16 protein-coding genes are annotated in these 19,281 nt (G+C 48.8%); 7 read left to right on the top strand and 9 right to left on the bottom strand.

Going from position 1 to position 19,281, the window contains the following annotated elements; all coding sequences use genetic code 11:
• Positions 1-48: 48 nt before the first annotated feature.
• Positions 49-1,500 (bottom strand): RimK family ATP-grasp domain-containing protein, encoded by a 1,452-nt coding sequence (locus tag AC6R1O_RS18960; RefSeq protein ID WP_487902368.1) that lies wholly within the window; start codon positions 1,498-1,500, stop codon positions 49-51.
• 68 nt (positions 1,501-1,568) lie between these two features.
• On the opposite strand from AC6R1O_RS18960, the gene AC6R1O_RS18955 reads away from it, so the two are divergent.
• Positions 1,569-2,690, top strand: a complete 1,122-nt coding sequence (locus AC6R1O_RS18955) for a GNAT family N-acetyltransferase/peptidase C39 family protein (RefSeq protein ID WP_500631653.1) — start codon at positions 1,569-1,571, stop codon at positions 2,688-2,690.
• On the opposite strand, the gene AC6R1O_RS18950 is transcribed toward AC6R1O_RS18955, so the two are convergent.
• Together AC6R1O_RS18950 and AC6R1O_RS18945 are read right to left on the bottom strand one after the other, a co-directional pair.
• The gene (locus tag AC6R1O_RS18950; protein WP_500657628.1) at positions 2,687-3,013 is read right to left on the bottom strand and encodes a DUF1496 domain-containing protein; all 327 of its coding nucleotides are present in this window, start codon (positions 3,011-3,013) and stop codon (positions 2,687-2,689) included. The genes AC6R1O_RS18955 and AC6R1O_RS18950 overlap by 4 nt on opposite strands.
• A gap of 36 nt (positions 3,014-3,049) precedes the next feature.
• Positions 3,050-3,964 carry a 1-aminocyclopropane-1-carboxylate deaminase/D-cysteine desulfhydrase gene (locus AC6R1O_RS18945; RefSeq protein ID WP_500657627.1) on the bottom strand — a complete coding sequence of 305 codons (915 nt, stop codon included), beginning with the start codon at positions 3,962-3,964 and terminating at the stop codon, positions 3,050-3,052.
• Between the two features lie 448 nt (positions 3,965-4,412).
• Between AC6R1O_RS18945 and psrA the strand changes: the two genes are divergently transcribed.
• From psrA to fabV, 3 genes are all read left to right on the top strand, one after another.
• Positions 4,413-5,039, top strand: coding sequence for a TetR family transcriptional repressor PsrA (gene psrA / locus AC6R1O_RS18940; RefSeq protein WP_334550821.1), 627 nt, complete (start codon positions 4,413-4,415; stop codon positions 5,037-5,039).
• A gap of 112 nt (positions 5,040-5,151) precedes the next feature.
• Entirely contained in the window at positions 5,152-7,437 is a 2,286-nt protein-coding gene (locus AC6R1O_RS18935) for an acyl-CoA dehydrogenase (protein ID WP_500633523.1), read from the top strand.
• Positions 7,438-7,641: 204 nt separating this feature from the next.
• Positions 7,642-8,844, top strand: a complete 1,203-nt coding sequence (fabV, locus tag AC6R1O_RS18930) for an enoyl-ACP reductase FabV (protein WP_334550818.1) — start codon at positions 7,642-7,644, stop codon at positions 8,842-8,844.
• 146 nt (positions 8,845-8,990) lie between these two features.
• Here fabV and xthA read toward each other — a convergent pair whose 3' ends face one another.
• The gene (xthA, locus tag AC6R1O_RS18925; protein ID WP_500633524.1) at positions 8,991-9,797 is read right to left on the bottom strand and encodes an exodeoxyribonuclease III; all 807 of its coding nucleotides are present in this window, start codon (positions 9,795-9,797) and stop codon (positions 8,991-8,993) included.
• A gap of 213 nt (positions 9,798-10,010) precedes the next feature.
• Here xthA and AC6R1O_RS18920 point away from each other — a divergent pair, with 213 nt between their 5' ends.
• Positions 10,011-12,128 carry a methyl-accepting chemotaxis protein gene (locus tag AC6R1O_RS18920; protein WP_500633525.1) on the top strand — a complete coding sequence of 706 codons (2,118 nt, stop codon included), beginning with the start codon at positions 10,011-10,013 and terminating at the stop codon, positions 12,126-12,128.
• A gap of 129 nt (positions 12,129-12,257) precedes the next feature.
• On the opposite strand, the gene rsmS is transcribed toward AC6R1O_RS18920, so the two are convergent.
• Genes rsmS through dinG form a run of 4 tightly spaced genes read right to left on the bottom strand, consistent with a single transcriptional unit; the run spans position 12,258 to position 15,899 of the window.
• Complete coding sequence (gene rsmS, locus AC6R1O_RS18915; protein ID WP_500633526.1) at positions 12,258-12,434, bottom strand: pleiotropic regulatory protein RsmS; 177 nt, start codon at positions 12,432-12,434, stop codon at positions 12,258-12,260.
• Positions 12,434-12,982 (bottom strand): primosomal replication protein, encoded by a 549-nt coding sequence (locus AC6R1O_RS18910; RefSeq protein ID WP_334550813.1) that lies wholly within the window; start codon positions 12,980-12,982, stop codon positions 12,434-12,436. Before AC6R1O_RS18910 ends, rsmS begins: the two co-directional genes overlap by 1 nt.
• A gap of 4 nt (positions 12,983-12,986) precedes the next feature.
• The gene (locus AC6R1O_RS18905) at positions 12,987-13,766 is read right to left on the bottom strand and encodes a sulfite exporter TauE/SafE family protein (protein WP_500633527.1); all 780 of its coding nucleotides are present in this window, start codon (positions 13,764-13,766) and stop codon (positions 12,987-12,989) included.
• Between the two features lie 60 nt (positions 13,767-13,826).
• Complete coding sequence (gene dinG, locus AC6R1O_RS18900) at positions 13,827-15,899, bottom strand: ATP-dependent DNA helicase DinG (protein WP_500633528.1); 2,073 nt, start codon at positions 15,897-15,899, stop codon at positions 13,827-13,829.
• 515 nt (positions 15,900-16,414) lie between these two features.
• Between dinG and AC6R1O_RS18895 the strand changes: the two genes are divergently transcribed.
• On the top strand, positions 16,415-17,407 hold the full coding sequence (locus AC6R1O_RS18895) for a porin (RefSeq protein ID WP_500633529.1): 993 nt from the start codon (positions 16,415-16,417) through the stop codon (positions 17,405-17,407).
• Between the two features lie 87 nt (positions 17,408-17,494).
• Positions 17,495-18,166: a DUF2057 family protein gene (locus tag AC6R1O_RS18890; protein ID WP_500633530.1), complete on the top strand. Its 672-nt coding sequence runs from the start codon at positions 17,495-17,497 to the stop codon at positions 18,164-18,166.
• A gap of 93 nt (positions 18,167-18,259) precedes the next feature.
• Here AC6R1O_RS18890 and bioA read toward each other — a convergent pair.
• A partial coding sequence (gene bioA, locus AC6R1O_RS18885; RefSeq protein WP_500657626.1) for an adenosylmethionine--8-amino-7-oxononanoate transaminase occupies positions 18,260-19,281 on the bottom strand: 1,022 nt, incomplete at its 5' end.

The following is a 19,281-nucleotide window of genomic DNA, read 5'->3' as shown; positions in this document are numbered from 1 at the left end:
ACTTAGGCAGGATATTAAGCTTTGATACGAATGATCGGATGATATAGGTTAGAAGCCGCGCATTTGGATACGACGCAGGAACTCCGTCATCAGGCGGTCATAGAGAAGATCGCCAAGGAAAGCGTCTTCAACATGATGGTCAATACTCGGGTTGTCATTGACTTCAATCACGTAGACTTGACCGTCGATCTCTTTCAAGTCGACACCATATAAACCATGACCAATCAGATTCGCTGCTTTGACCGCCACATCGACGACATTCTTTGGCACTTGCTTAAGATCGAGCGTCTCAAAACTACCAGATGAAACACGGCCACTGTTGTGGTGTTGGTAGATTTGCCAGTGACCACGACTCATCATGTATTTACAGGCAAAAATCGCTTGGTGGTTCAAAACACCAATTCGCCAGTCAAAGTCGGTCGGCATAAAGGCTTGAGCCAAAATCAATGCGCTTTTCTCAAACAGCGCCGCCGCTTCGCGCTCAAGCTCCTCTTGGTTTTTAACTTTCACCACACCGCGAGAGAAGGCGCCATCTGGAATCTTAAGCACCATAGGAAAGCTCAACTCGCTCAGCAAATCGTCTTGCCAGTCTGGGTCAAAGCGATTCAAAATCACGCTTGCAGGCGCAGGGACTTTGTTGTTTTTCAACAACTCAGTCAAAAACACCTTGTTGGTACACTTCATGATGGACTCAGAGTCATCCATCACCACTAGGCCGAGCTTCTCGGCGGTCTTGGCAAAGCGGTAGGTGAAGTTGCTGATGTTGGTGGTCGCGCGAATAAACAAGCCATCAAATTCGCCAAGACGCGAAATGTCGTCTTTGCCAATCGTCTCTAGGTTCATCCCCAAGCGATCCGCTGCACGCTTAAAACGCTTCAATGCAGAGGCATCCGATGGCGGCATTTTTTCCTCTTCATCGACCAGCATTGCCAGATCATAGCGGTATTTTTTCACCTGCTTGGGTTTGCGCCAAACTTTGTCTGAGAATAGCTCAAGCGACTCGATAAAGAAGTTTTCTTCTTGATCTTCTAGCTCTTGGAACGGGAAAGCCGCCACTGATTCGATTTGCCACTGCGTTTGATGTTTGGTCATCTTGAGCTCGATGATCGGAATCATAAACTGCTCAAAAAGCTGACGGGCAAGTTTTTCAAGCCCTGCTTGTTGCGTACGGCCAAAATAGATCTTGCAAGACAAGGTCGTTAAGTCACTCGGCAGTTTACTCAGCTTGAGGAAATTAGATGACATCAACAGGGGTTGAGAAATATCATTGATAGCAGTGACCGTCGGGATCACTCGGTGACGACGGGCCTCGGCCATCAGCGAACAGTAGTAACCACTGCTCATGTAGCTGTAATCGCGACATAGGTTGACCACTTGAACATTACGTTGGGTGGTTTGCCAATCTCTGTCGAGGTATTGCGCCACGCTCACCACTTGTTCTGACGGGAAATATTGCTGCCAATCACTGGTTTGGTCGGCGACAATTAATAAGTTTGCCATCTATCTTGTTCCTTAATAATAACGCTATGATGGGTAAACACTAGCATAAGCTTTTTTGAAGGTATCACATGAATTTTCGCCAATCGAAAATCACAGATCTCAGTGCGTTAAATCAGTTGGAAAAGTCACTTTTCTCCAGTGATAGGATCTCACCACGGCAGATGAAAAGGTTCATCCAATCTGAACATTCTTCTTTGTTCGTAGCACAGTGCGATGAGCAGGTGGTTGGCTATGCATTAGTTTTGTTTCACCAAGGAACACAACTGTCGAGACTCTATTCCATCGCGGTGATGCCACAGTACCGGGGACGAAATATTGCACAATCGTTGATCGAAATGTGTGAGCGCGCTGCCGTCGAAAAAGGCTTCACAACAATACGACTAGAAGTGCGCGAAGACAATATAGGCGCGATAAATTTATACAAGAAATTGGGCTATAAAACCCTCAAGCTGCTGATCCATTACTACGACGATTTGTGTGATGGGCTAAAAATGCAAAAACGCTTAAGTCATTACGGACCTAAGACCTTGTTAAATATGCCACTTTATGTGCAAACCACGCCATTTACTTGTGGCGCGGCGTCGCTGCTAATGGCTTTTGCGCATTTCGATAAATCACAACCTCTGACACGCAGTGCCGAGTTGCAATTGTGGCGCGAGGCGACGACGATTTTCATGGCGTCAGGCCACGGTGGGTGCAGTGGTCATGGGTTGGCACTGGCAGCGGCACGACGCGGGTATCATGTCGAGCTGTGGAGCCAATCCCAGTCAACGCCATTTATCGACAGTGTGCGTGATGACAACAAGAAGCAAGTGATTGAAATTGTTCATCAGGATTTTTGCCAACAGTTGGCGGAGCAGGACGTGGATATCATCGACTCTCCACCGTCACAGAGTCAGTTGGAGCGCTGGGTGGAAGAAGGGGCTAGTATTTTGCTGTTAATCAGCACCTATCGTTTTAATGGCAGCAAAGAGCCGCACTGGGTGGTACTGAGTGGGATGAGCGAGCAGTTCTTTTTCATTCATGATCCGCACGCTGAATCTGAGCTGGATGCCGTTGGCTCGGCGCACGTGACGGTCAGCAAAGCGGCGCTGTCGCAGATCATCGGTTTTGGCAAGCAGCGTCATACCGCTTGTGTGGTGATTCGCCCTGCGCACTCTGAATCCAGCGCAGTGGCGTCACAGAGCTAGTTGACCGAATAACGCTTAGATTTGTTCGCGTCAGCGTCAGGTTGCTCGCTTTTACTTTCGTCTTGGCTATTAAGGCTTTGCCATTTCAGCGCGCCATTGCTCTCAAAGTCGTTGGCTTTCGAGCAGCGCAGCAGGTGATCCTTGACTTCAATCACGGCGCCCAATGAGTAGGCTTGGTCTTGGTAGTAGCAGACGTGCTCAGCAAGGCGCGAAGCGTTGACGCCGACAACCGGTTTACCCGGCGTTGTGATGACGGTTGCCAACGCAGGATAAGTCATGCCGAGAGCCAACAACAGACTTAGAATTTGAGTGCACAATCGCATCGCTGCGCTCCTTTTACTCTTTGGTTGATGATGAACTTAGGGGATGCGTTGGCTTAAAACACCATCAAATTTGCGTTGATAACGCGCCAGCATACTTTCGTTGCCCAGCAATCCCCCTTGATGCACATAGAGAATAGTCTTTTGCGGGTGATTTGGGTACCAGCTGAGCAGGCAGCGCCACATCATGGGATCGTAAAGCAGATCAAACTCAACATCGGTGTCGGCCAGCAGTTGCTGCCACATCCGATAGTCCGCTTGATACAACTTGCCAAAGTGATGCTTTTGTTCGAGTTCAAGAACCGTGGGAAACACCTCTTCACCTAATGCTCGCCACTGCGCTTCGAGGTAGGCTCTCCCACCCACACACGGACAAGTCAGAACCTCAATGCCGTGCGATCTGAGTGCTTTTTGCAGATAGAGCGACGTGGTACCGGTCCCGGAAGGTAGGGCGACAACAAACTCGTGCTCGGGATGATAACGAGTCCAAGAGAGAATTTCTCGCGCCAGTCCTGCCACACCGGGTTCTGCCAGAGTAGAGCGGCCGCCTTCGGGGATCACTAAGCAGGTTTCATCAGGTTGGCGGATTTGCTCGATGTAGCTCGTGGGTTCTAGCCCTGAATCGCCGACGGCGATGATTTGCCCACCGAGCTCCAACACGCCGCGATAATTGCCCATCGGCTGCTGCTCTAGCCATGCGGGGATACGATCGACATAAAACTCAAACGCCCAGCCCTTTATTGCAGCAAGCGCGGCAAGCGAGTAGGCGGAGTTCGCCTGTGCGCTGCCATAGCCAATCAAGGTTTTCACCTTTGGCCACTCGCCGCTCAGTACTGACATCAGTTTGCGTGCCTTGTTACCAGAGAAGTGGCTGTGCAGTTGATCGTCTCGCTTGAGAAAAAAGGGGATCGAAGCCACTTGATGTTGCGTGACGGGCGTATCGCTGAGTTTCATGGTCTAATGTGCTGGGTGTCAAAAAGAGGCGTAGTGTATAAAACTAGCACTAAAAAGTCTTGTTGGTCGGTTTGAGCGCAAAAGATAAAAAAAGCCCAGAGTAAAAGGTCTCTGGGCGGATACATAAAACATAGGAGTTAATAAGAAAAAGCAGCATATGAGTAGGTTCAGAAAGGAAACAAGTTTGACGGCCTGTAAACTTCGAATGCTCTGCTCACTACACCTATTCAGACCGGAGACGGTCCAAACAGTTCAATAAATTTCCTCTCTTTTTTCTTCTTTGCACACTTTTTTGTTCGCAAGGAAAAATCTCTCTTACGTTTCAATGAATTACTTTCACACTTTTTTATCTGGTCAGACCAAAGCGCAAAAATGTGATGTTAATTGGTTGTTAGTTAAATGTTTCGGATGTATATTTCAAACAGTTGTTTAATACGAGTGCTTTAAAATGTCGGCGAGAAATAAGACGAAAGAGAAAATCCTAGATGTAGCGGAAGCGTTGTTTGCTGAGCATGGTTTCAATGACACGTCTCTTCGTACCATTACCAGCAAAGCTGGAGTGAATCTCGCGTCAGTCAACTATCACTTTGGCGATAAGAAAACCTTGGTACGTGCAGTGCTAAACCGTTATCTCGAAGCTTTTATGCCCTCAGTGCAAGATGCGCTAATAAACTTAAATCTCAATGATACGTATGAAATGTCAGACGTGTTTGAGTCACTGCGTACGCCACTAAGAAACTTAAACGATGTAAGACCGAACGGCACCAGCCGCTTTATGTTGCTGATTGGGCGTGGTTATACCGATGTGCAAGGTCACTTGCGTTGGTTCATTACCACACGTTACCAAGAGACGTTATCACTGTTTACCCAATCGGTGATGAAAGCCAACCCTGAGTTGACTCAAGAAGCGCTGTTCTGGCGTTTGCATTTTACCCTCGGCACCTGCGTGTTCACTATGGCTTCGAGTCAAGCGCTGCTAGAGATCGCTGAAAATGATTACGGCAAAGCGATGGATGCCAAGTCCGTCGTTGACCAACTGATTCCTTATTTGGCTGCGGGCGTCGCGGCGAAATAAATCGAGTAATAGCGAAGGTTTTTAAGACCAATAAAGCATTTTTAACATCAACAAAGCATTTATAACACTAACAATAAGTTCAACACCCTAACGCGAACAAAAGGATCGGATTATGTGCTCTCTAAGAAGAAAATGGGTCAGCGACCCAGCTTTCAAAATGTTCAAAAAAGTACTACCGCCGCTATCAAGCACAGAGAAAGAAGCCATGGAAGCGGGCAGCGTATGGTGGGACGGAGAGTTGTTCTCAGGCCGTCCTGATTTTCGTAAGTTGCACCAATATCCTGCACCAACGCTAACAGCGGAAGAGCAAGCCTTTATGGACAATGAGCTCGAAACCTTGTTGGCGATGCTCAATGACCACAAGATCGTCAAAGAAGATCGCGATCTGCCAAAAGAAGTGTGGGATTACCTACGCAAAGAGCGCTTTTTCTCGCTGATCATTTCGAAAGAATATGGCGGTCGTGAATTCTCTGCATTGGCAAACTCAACCATCGTTTCGCGCATCGCCACTCGCAGTATCAGTACAGCGGTATCGGTCATGGTGCCAAACTCGTTAGGTCCGGGTGAGCTGTTGTCCCACTATGGTACGCAAGAGCAGAAAGATTACTGGCTGCCACGTCTTGCCGATGGTACCGACATTCCGTGTTTTGCGCTAACTGGCCCGGAAGCGGGTTCAGATGCCGGTGGCATTCCCGATGATGGCGTCGTCTGTTACGGCGAGCACGAAGGGAAAGAGGTGCTCGGTATTCGCCTCAACTGGAACAAGCGTTACATCACTCTCGCGCCCGTTGCGACGGTACTTGGCCTTGCGTTTAAAATGTATGACCCAGACGGCCTGCTAGGCGATGAAAAAGAGCTCGGCATTACCTGTGCGTTGATCCCGGCGGATCACAAAGGGGTGGAAATCGGTGAGCGTCACGACCCGCTAGGTTTGGCGTTTATGAACGGTCCAACGCGCGGTAAAGATGTCTTTATTCCTATGGAGTGGCTCATTGGTGGCCAAGACTACGCCGGTAAAGGTTGGCGCATGCTGGTGGAATGTTTATCAGCAGGTCGCGGTATCTCGTTACCAGCACTTGGCACTGCGATTGGCCATCTGACGTCACGCACTACAGGCGCGTATTCCTACGTGCGTAAGCAGTTTGGTATGTCGATCGGTAAGTTCGAAGGGGTTGCAGAAGCGCTAGGGCGTATCGGTGGTTTGACGTACTTGCTAGAAGCGAGCCGCACACTCACCACGACCTCGTTGGATCTGAAAGAGAAACCGGGCATTGTGACGGCGATTGCCAAATACCACATGACGGAAATGGCCCGTACTATTTTGAATGATTCGATGGACATTCACTCAGGCCGCGCTATTCAAGACGGCCCGATGAACTACCTTGCTACGCACTATCTCGGTGTGCCGGTCGCTATTACCGTGGAAGGTGCGAATATTTTGACCCGTAACCTGATGATCTTTGGTCAAGGGGCGACGCGTTGTCATCCATACGTACTGAAAGAAATGGAAGCGGCCGCCAACCCAGATGAAAAAGAGGGTGCGAAGCAATTTGATGATTTGCTGTTCAAACACATCAAACATGCGATGGGCAACACCTTCGGCGCGTTTGGCGCGGCGCTCACCGGCTCTCGCTTTATCAAAGCCGATATGAGCGGGCCAACGCAGCAATACTATAAAGAGATGACGCGTCTCAGCCGTGCGTTGGCGGTCAGTGCGGATATCGCAATGGCAACACTGGGCGGCGATTTAAAACGTAAAGAGATGATCTCTGCACGCTTAGGGGATGTACTGGCGTATCTCTACATGGCGTCTGCGGCACTGAAAAAGTACGAAGATGAAGGTCGCCAGCAGCAAGATCTCGATTACGTACACTACGCCGTGCAGCACTGTTTGTATCACGCGGCGCAGTCATTGCAGCAAGCCTTTACCAACTACCCACAAAAAGCGGTTGGGCGTTTGCTGAAAGTGATCATCTTCCCACTGGGCAATCGCTACACCAAGCCAAGTGATCAGCTTACTGTGAAACTGGCAGAAAGTCTGATGACACCAGGAGCGCACCGTGATCGCCTCACTCACCTTTGCTACATTGGCAAAGACGCGGATGACAGTGTCGGCTTGATGGAAAACGCGTTCCTTGCCATGTATGGGGTGAAGAGCTTAGAGCGCAAACTGATGCGTGCAGCTAAAGACGGTGTCGTCGCTCGTAAAGGGCTGCTGACCGAGCGATTAGCGCAAGCCTTAGACGCTGGCGTGCTGACTCAAGCTGAAGTGGATAAGATCTTGGCCGCGGATAAATTGCGTTACCGCGCCATTCAAGTGGACCACTTTAGCCACGATTTCAGCGAGACTCGTACCCATCAAGAGGGTGCGAAGCCAAAGCTCGATAGCGTGGCGTAATAAAGCACGTCACCGCTCTTACTACTCAGAGGCACCGTCACGGTGCCTCTGCTGTTTCTGCTCAGTAAAATGCTTTGGATACCACAGAGAGAAGCGACAGGAAGTGATCCAACCACTTGCCTTTTCACGACATTTTTACAGAAATTAGATGCGATCTGGCGTTGAACCTTTTATCCTAGCCGGGTTTTGTTAAGGAAGTTGAATATGATCATCAAACCTAGAATTCGTGGATTTATCTGTACAACAACGCACCCAGTGGGTTGTGAAGCTAACGTAAAAGAACAAATTGCTTACACTAAGGCGCAAGGTCCAATCAAGAACGCACCTAAGCGTGTACTGGTTGTGGGCGCATCGAGTGGCTACGGTCTATCTTCTCGTATCGCAGCGGCATTTGGTGGCGGCGCTTCAACCATCGGTGTGTTCTTCGAGAAAGAAGGCACAGAGAAAAAGCCGGGCACAGCCGGTTTCTACAATTCTGTCGCTTTTGAAAAACTCGCCCGTGAAGAGGGTCTTTACGCAAAAAGCTTGAACGGTGACGCGTTTTCAAACGAAGCAAAAGAAAAAACCATTGAGCTGATCAAACAAGACCTAGGTCAGATCGATATGGTGGTGTACTCACTGGCCTCTCCAGTACGTAAAATGCCAGAGACGGGTGAAGTGATTCGTTCTTCTCTCAAGCCTATCGGCGAAACCTACACATCGACAGCGGTGGATACCAACAAAGATGTGATCATCGAAGCGAGCGTTGAGCCTGCGACTGAAGAAGAGATCAAAGATACCGTCACCGTAATGGGTGGCGAAGATTGGGAATTGTGGATCAATGCCCTCTCTGAAGCCGGCGTGCTGGCTGATGGCTGCAAAACCGTCGCTTACAGCTACATTGGCACTGAGCTGACGTGGCCGATCTACTGGGACGGTGCGCTAGGCAAAGCGAAGATGGACTTAGACCGCGCAGCCGCAGCACTGAACGAGAAACTTTCTTCAACCGGTGGCAGCGCGAATGTCGCAGTATTGAAATCGGTTGTGACTCAAGCGAGTTCTGCGATTCCTGTTATGCCGCTTTATATCGCTATGGTCTTTAAGAAGATGCGTGAGGAAGGCGTTCACGAAGGGTGTATGGAACAAATCTACCGCATGTTCAGCCAGCGTCTTTACAAAGAAGATGGCAGCGCAGCAGAAGTGGATGAGAAGAACCGCCTGCGTTTAGACGACTGGGAATTGCGCGACGACATCCAACAACACTGCCGTGACCTATGGCCACAAATCACCTCTGAAAACCTAAAAGAGCTGACGGATTACGTCGAGTATAAAGAAGAGTTCTTGAAACTGTTTGGTTTTGGTGTTGAAGGCGTGGATTACGACGCGGATGTTAACCCAGACTACAAAGCCGACTTTATCGCTATCTAACCGCTGCTTATCGTAACGTCACTACTCAAAATGTGGCGTTAGAAACAAAAAATCCGGAGTTGATGCTCCGGATTTTTTTCACTGCTATTTTCAATCGGCGGCTTTGGAACGTCGGCTTACCCAGCTCTTTATCCTAGTCAGTCCGCTTACTTAAACGTCGACCAAATAGGCGCGTGGTCAGACGGTTTTTCAATCCCGCGCAGCTCGTAATCAATATCCGACTCGACGCATTTTTGCGCCAAACTTGGCGTAGCTAGAATCACATCAATACGTAGACCACGGTTATCATCGAAACCGCGAGAGCGATAATCAAACCATGAAAAACGATCGTCGACACTCGGATGAACCTGACGGAACGTATCGACCAATCCCCAATCCATCAAGGTGTTAAGCCACTCGCGCTCCTCTGGTTGGAACGAACACTTGCCCGTTTTTAACCAACGTTTGCGGTTGGGTTCACCAATACCAATATCGCTGTCCAGTGGGCTGATATTGATGTCACCCATCACGATTAATTGCTCGTCGCTGCTGTGATACTCGTTCAAGTAGGTCATTAAATCTTGATAAAACTGACGCTTATACGGGTACTTGGTTTCGTGGTGGATGTTGTCACCTTGAGGGAAGTAACCATTGAGGACGGTCACTTTCTCTCCCGCGTCGTCTTCAAACGTCGCCATGATCATGCGTTTTTGATGATCATCATTGTCGGTCGGAAAGCCTTTTTGCACGTGAATCGGCGCTTTCTTACACAGCATGGCCACACCGTAGTGCGCTTTTTGACCGTGAAAGTACACGTGATAGCCCATCGCTTCCACATCCTCGAGTGGGAAAGCTTCATCATGCACCTTGATTTCTTGAAGACCAATCACGTCAGGTTGATGCTTATCAATAATGGCTTGCAGTTGATGAAGGCGGGCGCGAAGGCCGTTGATATTAAAAGAGATGACTTTCATTGATAATCCTTGCTTGAATAGGTCTCGTTTTTGCAGTCTAAATCCACTGGTTTTGAATAGTAACACTTCCACTTTTGGCTGACTAATGCCAAGCGTTCAGCATCTTCCTCCGAGCGATAGTAACAAATTCTTAAACTTTTGATTGATAATCAAGTTCAATATGCTGTAATGATTGAACAAAACTATCAACAAGTTTGCTTATAAGGATGTATTATGCGAACGCTTTCGGTTCAATGGAAGATCACGCTTTTCGCTGGCTGCTGTCTCCTCATTACGTCACTCTCTTTAATTGGCTTCTCGGTCTACAACGCTTTATCCAATCAACAATTGATCAAAGCGCAAAGCGCGGAATCGGTGATCGATAAATCCGAGCAGTTGCTGCAAACGCGCGCTCTACTCAGCGGTACTGAGGTGGCGGAGTATCTCAATGAAGCGCTCTACCGCGCAGAAATGTTGGCCTCCAGCGCCATGTTCTTAAAGCGCAATACCGAAGAAAACTTTGGTGACAGTGAAGAGCTGCGTACCGCATTGGATGAAATGGTTCGTCGTTCGGTGATGGACTTTGAATCGATTCAAGGGGCGTATTTGGTCTTTAGACCGGACATGCTCGACAATGAAGACAGCAATTACGTTGATGCTGAGTATGTCGGTTCAAATGAAGTGGGCCGTTTTGCGCCTTACTGGATCACCGCGCAAAATGGTGAAAATGTGGTGAACAGCGTGCTCAGTGAAGCCCTGCTTTTAGACCCAAGTAATCGTGAGCGCTTTGAGTGTCCATTGACCACAGCACAAGCGTGTGTGACTACGCCACGTTTGATTACTCAAGAGGAGGAAACATTTTTAACCTCCTCGATTTCGGTACCGATTATGCTTGATGGCACCAGCATTGGTTTCTTTGGGATTGATTTGCGTCTCGACGCCTTGAAAGAGGTGGTGGCCGATGCGGATAGCAAACTCTTTTCGGGCGATGGCAGCGTCAATATTGTTAGCTTTGATGGCTCTTTGATCGCCAGTGACGCGCCTGACGCGGCCATTGGTCAACCTTATCAGAGCGACATGCACAGCAGTGAAGCGCTACGAGAGTTGCTCTTGGGTCAAGAAGTGGTGACACAGTGGAGCGAAAGCGGTGACTGGATGACGGTGTTCGCACCGATTATGGTGGCGAATCAAACCTGGGGCGTATTGTTTGATATGCCAAGAAACAGTGTGTTGGCCGATGCCGATGACCTTGACGCGACCATTACGGCGCAAGTGGAATCGAGCGTGACCACCGAACTGTTGGCGGGGTCGGTCCTGGTGCTGTTTGGTTTATTTACGATTGGTGTTATGGCTAATCGCTTGGTGAAACCGATTCGTGACGTGGTGGCGCGTTTGGATGATATCGCGTCGGGTGAAGGTGATCTTACCCAACGTATTGAGGTGAAATCGGCGGATGAAATTGGTCAGCTCGCCATGGGTTTCAACTCGTTTTTGGAAAAGCTGCAACACATTATTCGTGATGTGATTGATACCACGATGCAAGTAGGGACCACAACCGAACAATCGAAAGTGGCCGCCCAAGGCACGAGACGCAGCAGTGACGCCCAGTTTAAAGAGGTCGACTTAGTCGCGACGGCGTCTGAAGAGATGACGCAAACCGCAGGCCTTGTGGTACAAAACGCAGAAATTGCGGTGCAAGAGGCGGATAAAGCGCATCAGGCGGCAACCGTCGGTCAACAAGTGATTGAAAAATCGCAACATGAAATGGAACATCTGGTTGAACGTATGACCGCAGCGGTGCCCGTAGTGGAAGAGCTGGCGAAGAACAACGCCAACATCACGGAAATTTTGACTGTGATTGAGGGCATTTCGGAGCAAACCAACCTGTTGGCGCTCAACGCTGCGATTGAAGCGGCGCGCGCGGGTGATCAGGGGCGTGGCTTTGCCGTGGTGGCCGATGAGGTCCGTAATCTTGCCAGCCGTACCCAAGACTCAGTCGGTGAAATTCGCAAAGTGATCGAAAGTGTGCAGAAGGGCACCCAAGATGTGGTGTCTGCGATTCAAGAGGGCAATGAGCTCGCCAATCACTCTGCCAGCCAGGTTGAACAGGCGGTACAAGAGCTTAATCACGTATTTGGCGCGATCGCTTCCATCAACGATATGAACAATCAGATTGTTAAAGCGGCAGAAGAGCAGCAGTCGGTGTCAGGCGAAGTGAATCAAAGTGTCGCTAATATCCGCGATCTGAGCGCACAAATTTTGTCTCAAGCGGAAGAGTCAGAAACGGTCAGCGGCCAGATCAGTGAGCTGTCGAAAAATCAGCAGCAACTGGTCAATCAATTTAAGGTATAGCATCAAAGAACATACATCTCTTATTGAGAAAAACGCGCTCGGTGAATCCCATCACCGAGCGCGTTTTTGTTTTATCCAGCGATTAGTCGATAAGCAAGAAAGCAAGTCTTTGAAGTCAGGGCGTTGACCTTATTGTGCCAACTTTCGCTCTAAATCGCTTTTTACGATATCGATAGCGGCTAAAGCAGTATGAGGATCGATCTCATTGCTCTCCAATAAATAGATCAAATCTACCGCCAGTTTGATCTCTTCGGGGGCGTTTTCAAGCCCGCTGTTTGCTGCCGCTGACTGTTCTTGGCTAGACATTACTGGTTTCTCTCTCGATAGGTGATTTGATTTTCGATTTTCAACTTAGACTCTTGGCACCGTTTTAGACGCTGCTCGGTAGCCAGTAACGCTTGCTGCGCTTGTGCTTGGGCAAACGATGAGGCGTTTTGCAGTGCACGCTCTTTATCTCTCACCATCTCTTTTAAGCGACGTTCCCACTCTTGATGCTGCGCCAGTTGTTGGTAGAGCTCGTTGATGGGCTTTCTATAATAGCTTTTGTGCTTAGGTTCGTTTTTACGGATTGAGGTGGTGGCCAATTCGCGCTCAATGGCACTGATTTGCGACAGTAAACGCTCGCCGAGGTATTCTGCTCGGTGCGTGGTCAATTTGCCCGCTTGTTCTTCGCGCAAAATCGACGTCAATGTGGCTTGTGTTTCTGTCACGCAGGGAACAAGCAGTTTGGCTCGGCAGGAAAACAGCCGTTCATCAAACAGCGGTAGGTGGTGCTCACCGCGTTGGCGATCAAGCCCCGCGGCTTGCAGGGCAAGGTTCTCTAAGGTTTGCTTTAGCGAATCGAATCTATTCATTGCGTTAACCAGGGATAAACCACGCATCAAACGCCAGTTTGACGGCGAGCACACTGACGACCGTAACAAAGACTGGGCGTATAAACGTTGCGCCAAATCGTATCGCGGAATGAGCACCAACGAACGCACCAGCCATCAAACAGACACCCATCGTCAGACCTAGTACCCAATCGATGTGACCCAAAATCGCAAATGTCACCAATGACGTAAAGTTGCTGGTAAAGTTCATCGCCTTGGCCAAACCAGAAGCCAACAAAATATTGAGGCGATAGAGCGCCATTGAGCTCACGGTCCAAAACGCACCAGTACCGGGGCCGGCAACGCCATCATAAAAGCCTAGAATCAAACCTTGGCCTATCTGCTTTTTATGTAGTACAGGGCAAGGTGGTGGCGATTCATTGATTTTTGCGTTCGGTGTTTTATGCCAAACAGTATAGACAGCCGCTGCCAGAATAATCAGCGGTAAGATTTTTTCAAGCCACTCGGTTGAGATGAAATCAACAAACAAGGTGCCTAAGATTGCCCCTGCTAGGGTGGCAAAGAACGCTCTTAGCCAACATTCAGGTTTAAACAGGCGCTTTCGGTAGTAAGTAAACGCGGCGGTTGATGATGCGAAGGTCGCCGCTAACTTGTTTGTACCGAGCGCAATGTGCGGCGGTAGGCCGAGCGACAGGAGAGCAGGCACCGTTAACATGCCGCCACCGCCGGCGACGGCATCAATAAATCCAGCAACAAAAGCAACCAGTGCCAACACCAACAACATGGTTGGCTCAAAAAGTTCCATAATGTGTATTCTTCTTTATATGCTTGACGCGCTTGTAAGTTATGGGTGTCAATCGCACCACTATTTAATGGTGCGTTTAAATGGAGGAAGTGAGTCCAACAGCGCACTCCCGTAACGTTTGGTGACCAGTCTGCGATCAAGGATGACGACTCTACCAGAATCGCGCTCTTTACGCAGCAAGCGACCGACAGACTGAATCAGCTTTTTACTCGCTTCGGGTACCGAGATCTGCATAAACGGATTTCCGCCTTTGCGCTCGATGTATTCTGCATGGGAGCGCTCCACAGGGGAGGTCGGCACCGCAAACGGAATCTTGGTGATCACCAGGTTGGTCAGCAAGTCACCCGGTAAATCCAGCCCTTCTGAGAAGCTGCCAGTGCCAAACAGAATGCTCGTCTTGCCACACTGCACAAGGGTTTTATGTTTTTTTAGGATTTCAGAGCGCGACTCTTGACCATGAATTTGCAGCGCCCAACCCTTTTTAACAAATTCGCTACTCAGCGCTTCTGCGACTTGGTTCATTTGCCAATAGGAGGAGAATAAAACCAAATTGGCCTGTTTGTCTTCAATCCAGTTAGGCAATATCTCTATAAGATATTCAGTAAACTGTGGCGCTTGGGGCTCCATCTTCATTGCCGGTATGACCAATTCGGCTTGGTTGGCGTAGTCAAACGGCGACGAGAGCGCAAGAAAGCGCACACCGTCTTCCTCTTTTTCACTCACGCCAGCTTGGCGACAGAAAAAGCTGAATGAGTTGAGCGCGCGAAGAGTCGCGGAAGTGAGTACCGCTCCAACGCAGCGGCTCCAGATCTGTTGATCCAATTGCCAACCCACTTCGAGCGGCGAGACATTGACGATAATGTCGCCTTCGCGTTCCGGATGTAGTGATAACCAACGCGCTAAAGGTGCGCCTTTTTCACGCGTGGGCTCGGCCATTAAGCGCCAAACTTGGGCGAGATTGTCAAAACGCTGAATGTAAAAACCGAGCTCAGCGAGCGCGGGTTCTGCGAGTCGGTTCGCAATTTCGCCGTCTTTGACGCGTTCTGAAATCAGATCCGCCACCTTAGCGACGGCCTGAGCACCTTTGACCGAATAGGTCTTCAATTCTTTGGCCTGTTCAAATAGCCAAGTGGGCAGCTCGCCATGTTCAAAGCGATAATGACGATCTTCAAACGCCTGAGTATCAAACTGTGCGGGGAGCTTCGCCAAGGTTGGAATAAGCTGCGCAATGCTGTCTTGCAACTCATTTTTAAACCTTGCGACGCGCTTTTCATCGGCAAGGCCTGCAAATTTGGTCACACTTTGATTGAGCTTTTCTAGCCAACTGGCAGCGCCTTTACAACTGGCTGCGGCAGAGGCGTGATCGCGCGCGACGTGGGGTAAGTGGTGCGCCTCATCAAACACATAAAAGGTGTTCTCAGGCTCTGGAAGTATCACGCCACCCCCGAGATCGGCATCGGCCATCACCAAGCTGTGGTTGGCAATGATCACGTCGACCTTATCAAGCTCGGCACGGGCCTTTTGAAACGGACACTGGCGATGCGCAGGTAAACTGGTGTTGCAGCTGTGCTTATCGCTGACAATCATTTGCCACAAGTGGTCGGGAATTGGCTTGGGCCAAGCGTCACGGTCACCATTCCATTTGTTTTGTGCCAACTTGGTGTGCATGAGCTCAAGCAGTTCAACCTCTTTTTTCTTCGGCTTACTGTCGAACATCGCCATCTGCCCGCCGTCTGCCCCACACGCGGTGTAGAGCTTTTCAGCACAGCAATAACGGCCTCGGCCTTTGGCGAGGATAAAGGAGAACTCACGATCAGAGAGGCGTCTATATAGTGGCAAATCCTTATTGATGAGCTGCTCTTGCAGCGCGACGGTGGCGGTGGAGATGACCACTTTACGATTATTGAACAGCGCAACGGGTATCACGGCCATCAGATAGGAGAGTGATTTGCCAATCCCGGTCCCCGCTTCTGCAACTATCATCCGGTTAGATTTGTGATACTCGCCACATAATGTTTTGGCGATCTCTGCGACCAAGTAGTTTTGTGCTCGGCGAGGAACGAAGTTTTCTAACTGATGTTGGAGAGATTGATAACTGTGGCGGATAGAATTTTGTATCTTACTGGCAATCATATGGGGACCTTCGCTATGGGCGACGGATGATAGCACAGTTTGCTAAACGCTACTCAGTTCACGAAATAGAATCTCAAATGACCAAATCTAGATCTCCTTCACAAAAAAAAACTGAACCTTCAAGAACTTATAATTAATTCTAATTGTAAAATATATATCACTCCAAATAATCACAAATGGTAGATTTATATTCTGTCATTTACTTAATTTTATCGATTAATTGGCGTTTAAGTCTAAATGTTAACGGTTTTGGTAAGACCTGTGGCGTGGAGATATTTTTATGAACCTGGTCTAAAAAACGGCAGCTTTATATGTAAACATATGATTTTAAAATAATTTATGTTTTTTTAGTTGTGTGGTTTAGAACATTTGACACTTAGGGGAATCTTTTGCAATCTAAACCTCGAAATTTAGTGGCGATGACATCGGACCAATAAAGAGTTTGAGTCATCTTCTAAAACATAAAGGGAACCGGATAGGGAATTCCCATTCTATAGAAAAGGCAGTGGATTATTATGAAAAAGACTCTAGTAGCTCTAGCAGTACTTATGGCGGCTTCGTCTGCTAACGCGGCGATTGAGGTGTACAACCAAGATGGTGTTTCAGTAAACCTGAAAGGTGATATTGAAGTTGTTTACCGCAACGACGTAACTGGCTCAAGCCAAATGCAGCAACGCATCGAAGACGCTGATTTCGGCTTTGACATCCGTTACATGGTAAACGATGACTGGACAGTCGGTGCATACTGGGAGTTCGACGGTTCAGAAAGCACTAACTCAGAAATTACGCGTAACGGTGACACCTATGTAGCTGCGTACCACAAGACGGCTGGCTCAATTAAATTTGGTCGCCTATGTACTGCTGCTGATGATCTAGGTATCGGCTCTGATGAAGCGTTTGGTATTGCTTCTCTTCTTGAAGCAGCGACAGATGAGTGCTCTGACGAAGCAGTACGTTATGATTTTGACAACGGTGATTTATACGCAACCCTAGGTTTCGTACAAAACAAACTTGATCAAGGCCTACTGCTTGATGGAGGTGAAATCTCTTCAGAATCCAAGCAACGTGGTTCTCAGGATACATATTACGATGCACGAGTTGGCTACCGTGTAGCTGATTTTGACCTATCTGCGTTTTTTGCCCAGTACAATGCAGACGACAGCGCAGAGCAAAAAGATGATACTGCTTACGCGTTTGAAGCTGTATACGGTGGCCTTGAAAACATCAGCCTAGCTATTGCTTACTACGCAGTTGCAGCAGACGCTGCTAACTCTGATAACAGCAACGTGTCTTTTGCTGCAGATTACAGTCTAGGTAAACTTGGCTTTGCAGCTGGTTACTCAATCGGCTCTCACGACGACAAGACTAAAGAAGCAGACCGTTGGTTCGTTAACTCAACATACGCTGTAGCACCAAACACTAAGCTTTATGCAGAAGTTGGTGGTCTAGATCAAGAAGGTGTTGATGACAACACTGGTCTAGCAATCGGTGTTGAAGCTTCTTTCTAATCATTTAGCTTAAGAAGTTTAGGAATCATAAAGCCACCTTCGGGTGGCTTTATTTCATGTTATCCATACAAATGACAGAGGGAAAGGATGAGAGCTTATATTTTTATGTGGTTTTTGGTGGTTGCCTCAACACATTCCAGTCATGCTGCAACGCTCACACCTAAGCGTGGAGTGAGTATTCTATATATTAATGGTCAGAGTGCAGAGAATAAGATCGGAGTGAATTCCATTAAAGAGGGTTACACACAAATTGTTGTCAGAATGGATAAAAATATGTCAAAGGGCTCTAGCGGTGACGTGTTTACTTCTAAGCCTTATGTCCTAACTTTTACTATGTCCGGTGACCAGGCTACTATTGATCATCCTGTCGCGAGAAGTTCTATGGAGGCGAGGGCTGTTTTTGAATCCCCTAATCCTGAATGGCGATTATTTATAGATGGCAATGAAGTTGAATATACACAGGGGATAATACAAGGTAAAACTGGATTTCTACCTTTCTCTGGACTTAAGGCATCTTTGGCAGAATACAATGAGCAGCGCGGAATCTACTTCGACAAAGGTTCGCTCGTCGATAAACCTGTCGCCGCCGTCAGCGCAACCGCTGTTACCGCCGCCGCTATGACGGATATGGCTGAAGCCCCACAAGTCGCCCCTCAAATGGTTGACACCAACAACCTTGACCAACTTAAAGCCTGGTACCTAAAATCTTCCACCGAAGAGCGCAAAGCCTTCCGCCGCTGGATGATTGACCAAGACTAAATGGCATAAAGGGTTACGAGCACTTGACCGACCAAACAAATCGGTAAATTATCGTAACCCACAACCCACAACCCACAACCCACAACCCACAACCTACCTAAAACACACCTCTTTCCCCAGCGCACTCTCCACTGCCATTACTAACTTCTCAATATGCTTAGGTTCGCTGATAAACGGCGGCATCATATAGATAAGACGTCCGAATGGGCGTATCCAGACGCCTTGCTCAACAAAATGCGCTTGGATGTTTTCCATATCCACCGCTATCGTCGTCTCTACCACACCAATCGCGCCGAGCCAGCGCACGTCTTTGACTTTTTGATATTTTTTTAGTCTCGGCAGCAGCGAAGCAAATTGACGTTCGATGCCCGCAACTTGTGTTTGCCATTCGCCGGTTTTCAATAAGTCCATACTGGCACTTGCGACGGCGCAGGCGAGGGGGTTGCCCATAAAAGTCGGGCCGTGCATAAAGCAGCCGGCTTCGCCCGAACAGACGGTGTCAGCAACGTGGCGAGTGGTGAGCGTGGCGGATAACGTCATGTAACCGCCGGTGAGCGCTTTACCGACACAGAGGATGTCTGGCTGAACCTCGGCGTGTTCGCAGGCAAACAGCTTGCCTGTGCGGCCAAAGCCGGTGGCGATTTCATCCAATATCAGCAGCACGCCATAGTCGTCACACAGTTGGCGTACGCCTTTTAGAAATTCTGGGTGATAAATGCGCATGCCTCCCGCACCTTGCACTATGGGCTCAAGAATGACCGCCGCTATTTCTTGATGATGATTAGCGAGCTGTTGACGAAAATCGTCCAGATCACTGGGTTGCCACGTTTGCCAGAAGCCTGTTTGAGGCGAGCGAGCAAAAATGTGTTCAGGCAGAAAGCCTTTATAGAGTGAATGCATGGAGTTGTCAGGATCAGTTACCGACATCGCCGCAAAGGTATCGCCATGGTAGCCATCTCGAAGGGTGAGAAACTTTGAGCGCGGCTCGCCTTTCGCATGCCAATATTGCAGCGCCATTTTTAGGCTCACTTCCACCGCCACCGAACCAGAATCGGCAAGAAACACCTGTTCAAGATTATCCGGTGCGAGCTCAAGCAGCGCTTGACACAAGGTGA

Source organism: Vibrio sp. R11-SG3-ISO3-SZ (assembly GCF_059834345.1).
The sequence above is the reverse complement of the archived record's forward strand: the minus strand, read 5'-3'. Positions and strand labels throughout refer to the sequence as shown.

What these genes read in the sequence shown, in the direction of transcription:
- AC6R1O_RS18960 (WP_487902368.1), bottom strand. Translation starts at nt 1,500, where the DNA reads ATGGCAAACTTATTAATTGTCGCCGACCAAACCAGTGATTGGCAGCAA.
- AC6R1O_RS18955 (WP_500631653.1), top strand. Translation starts at nt 1,569, where the DNA reads ATGAATTTTCGCCAATCGAAAATCACAGATCTCAGTGCGTTAAATCAG.
- AC6R1O_RS18950 (WP_500657628.1), bottom strand. Translation starts at nt 3,013, where the DNA reads ATGCGATTGTGCACTCAAATTCTAAGTCTGTTGTTGGCTCTCGGCATG.
- AC6R1O_RS18945 (WP_500657627.1), bottom strand. Translation starts at nt 3,964, where the DNA reads ATGAAACTCAGCGATACGCCCGTCACGCAACATCAAGTGGCTTCGATC.
- psrA (WP_334550821.1), top strand. Translation starts at nt 4,413, where the DNA reads ATGTCGGCGAGAAATAAGACGAAAGAGAAAATCCTAGATGTAGCGGAA.
- AC6R1O_RS18935 (WP_500633523.1), top strand. Translation starts at nt 5,152, where the DNA reads ATGTGCTCTCTAAGAAGAAAATGGGTCAGCGACCCAGCTTTCAAAATG.
- fabV (WP_334550818.1), top strand. Translation starts at nt 7,642, where the DNA reads ATGATCATCAAACCTAGAATTCGTGGATTTATCTGTACAACAACGCAC.
- xthA (WP_500633524.1), bottom strand. Translation starts at nt 9,797, where the DNA reads ATGAAAGTCATCTCTTTTAATATCAACGGCCTTCGCGCCCGCCTTCAT.
- AC6R1O_RS18920 (WP_500633525.1), top strand. Translation starts at nt 10,011, where the DNA reads ATGCGAACGCTTTCGGTTCAATGGAAGATCACGCTTTTCGCTGGCTGC.
- rsmS (WP_500633526.1), bottom strand. Translation starts at nt 12,434, where the DNA reads ATGTCTAGCCAAGAACAGTCAGCGGCAGCAAACAGCGGGCTTGAAAAC.
- AC6R1O_RS18910 (WP_334550813.1), bottom strand. Translation starts at nt 12,982, where the DNA reads ATGAATAGATTCGATTCGCTAAAGCAAACCTTAGAGAACCTTGCCCTG.
- AC6R1O_RS18905 (WP_500633527.1), bottom strand. Translation starts at nt 13,766, where the DNA reads ATGGAACTTTTTGAGCCAACCATGTTGTTGGTGTTGGCACTGGTTGCT.
- dinG (WP_500633528.1), bottom strand. Translation starts at nt 15,899, where the DNA reads ATGATTGCCAGTAAGATACAAAATTCTATCCGCCACAGTTATCAATCT.
- AC6R1O_RS18895 (WP_500633529.1), top strand. Translation starts at nt 16,415, where the DNA reads ATGAAAAAGACTCTAGTAGCTCTAGCAGTACTTATGGCGGCTTCGTCT.
- AC6R1O_RS18890 (WP_500633530.1), top strand. Translation starts at nt 17,495, where the DNA reads ATGAGAGCTTATATTTTTATGTGGTTTTTGGTGGTTGCCTCAACACAT.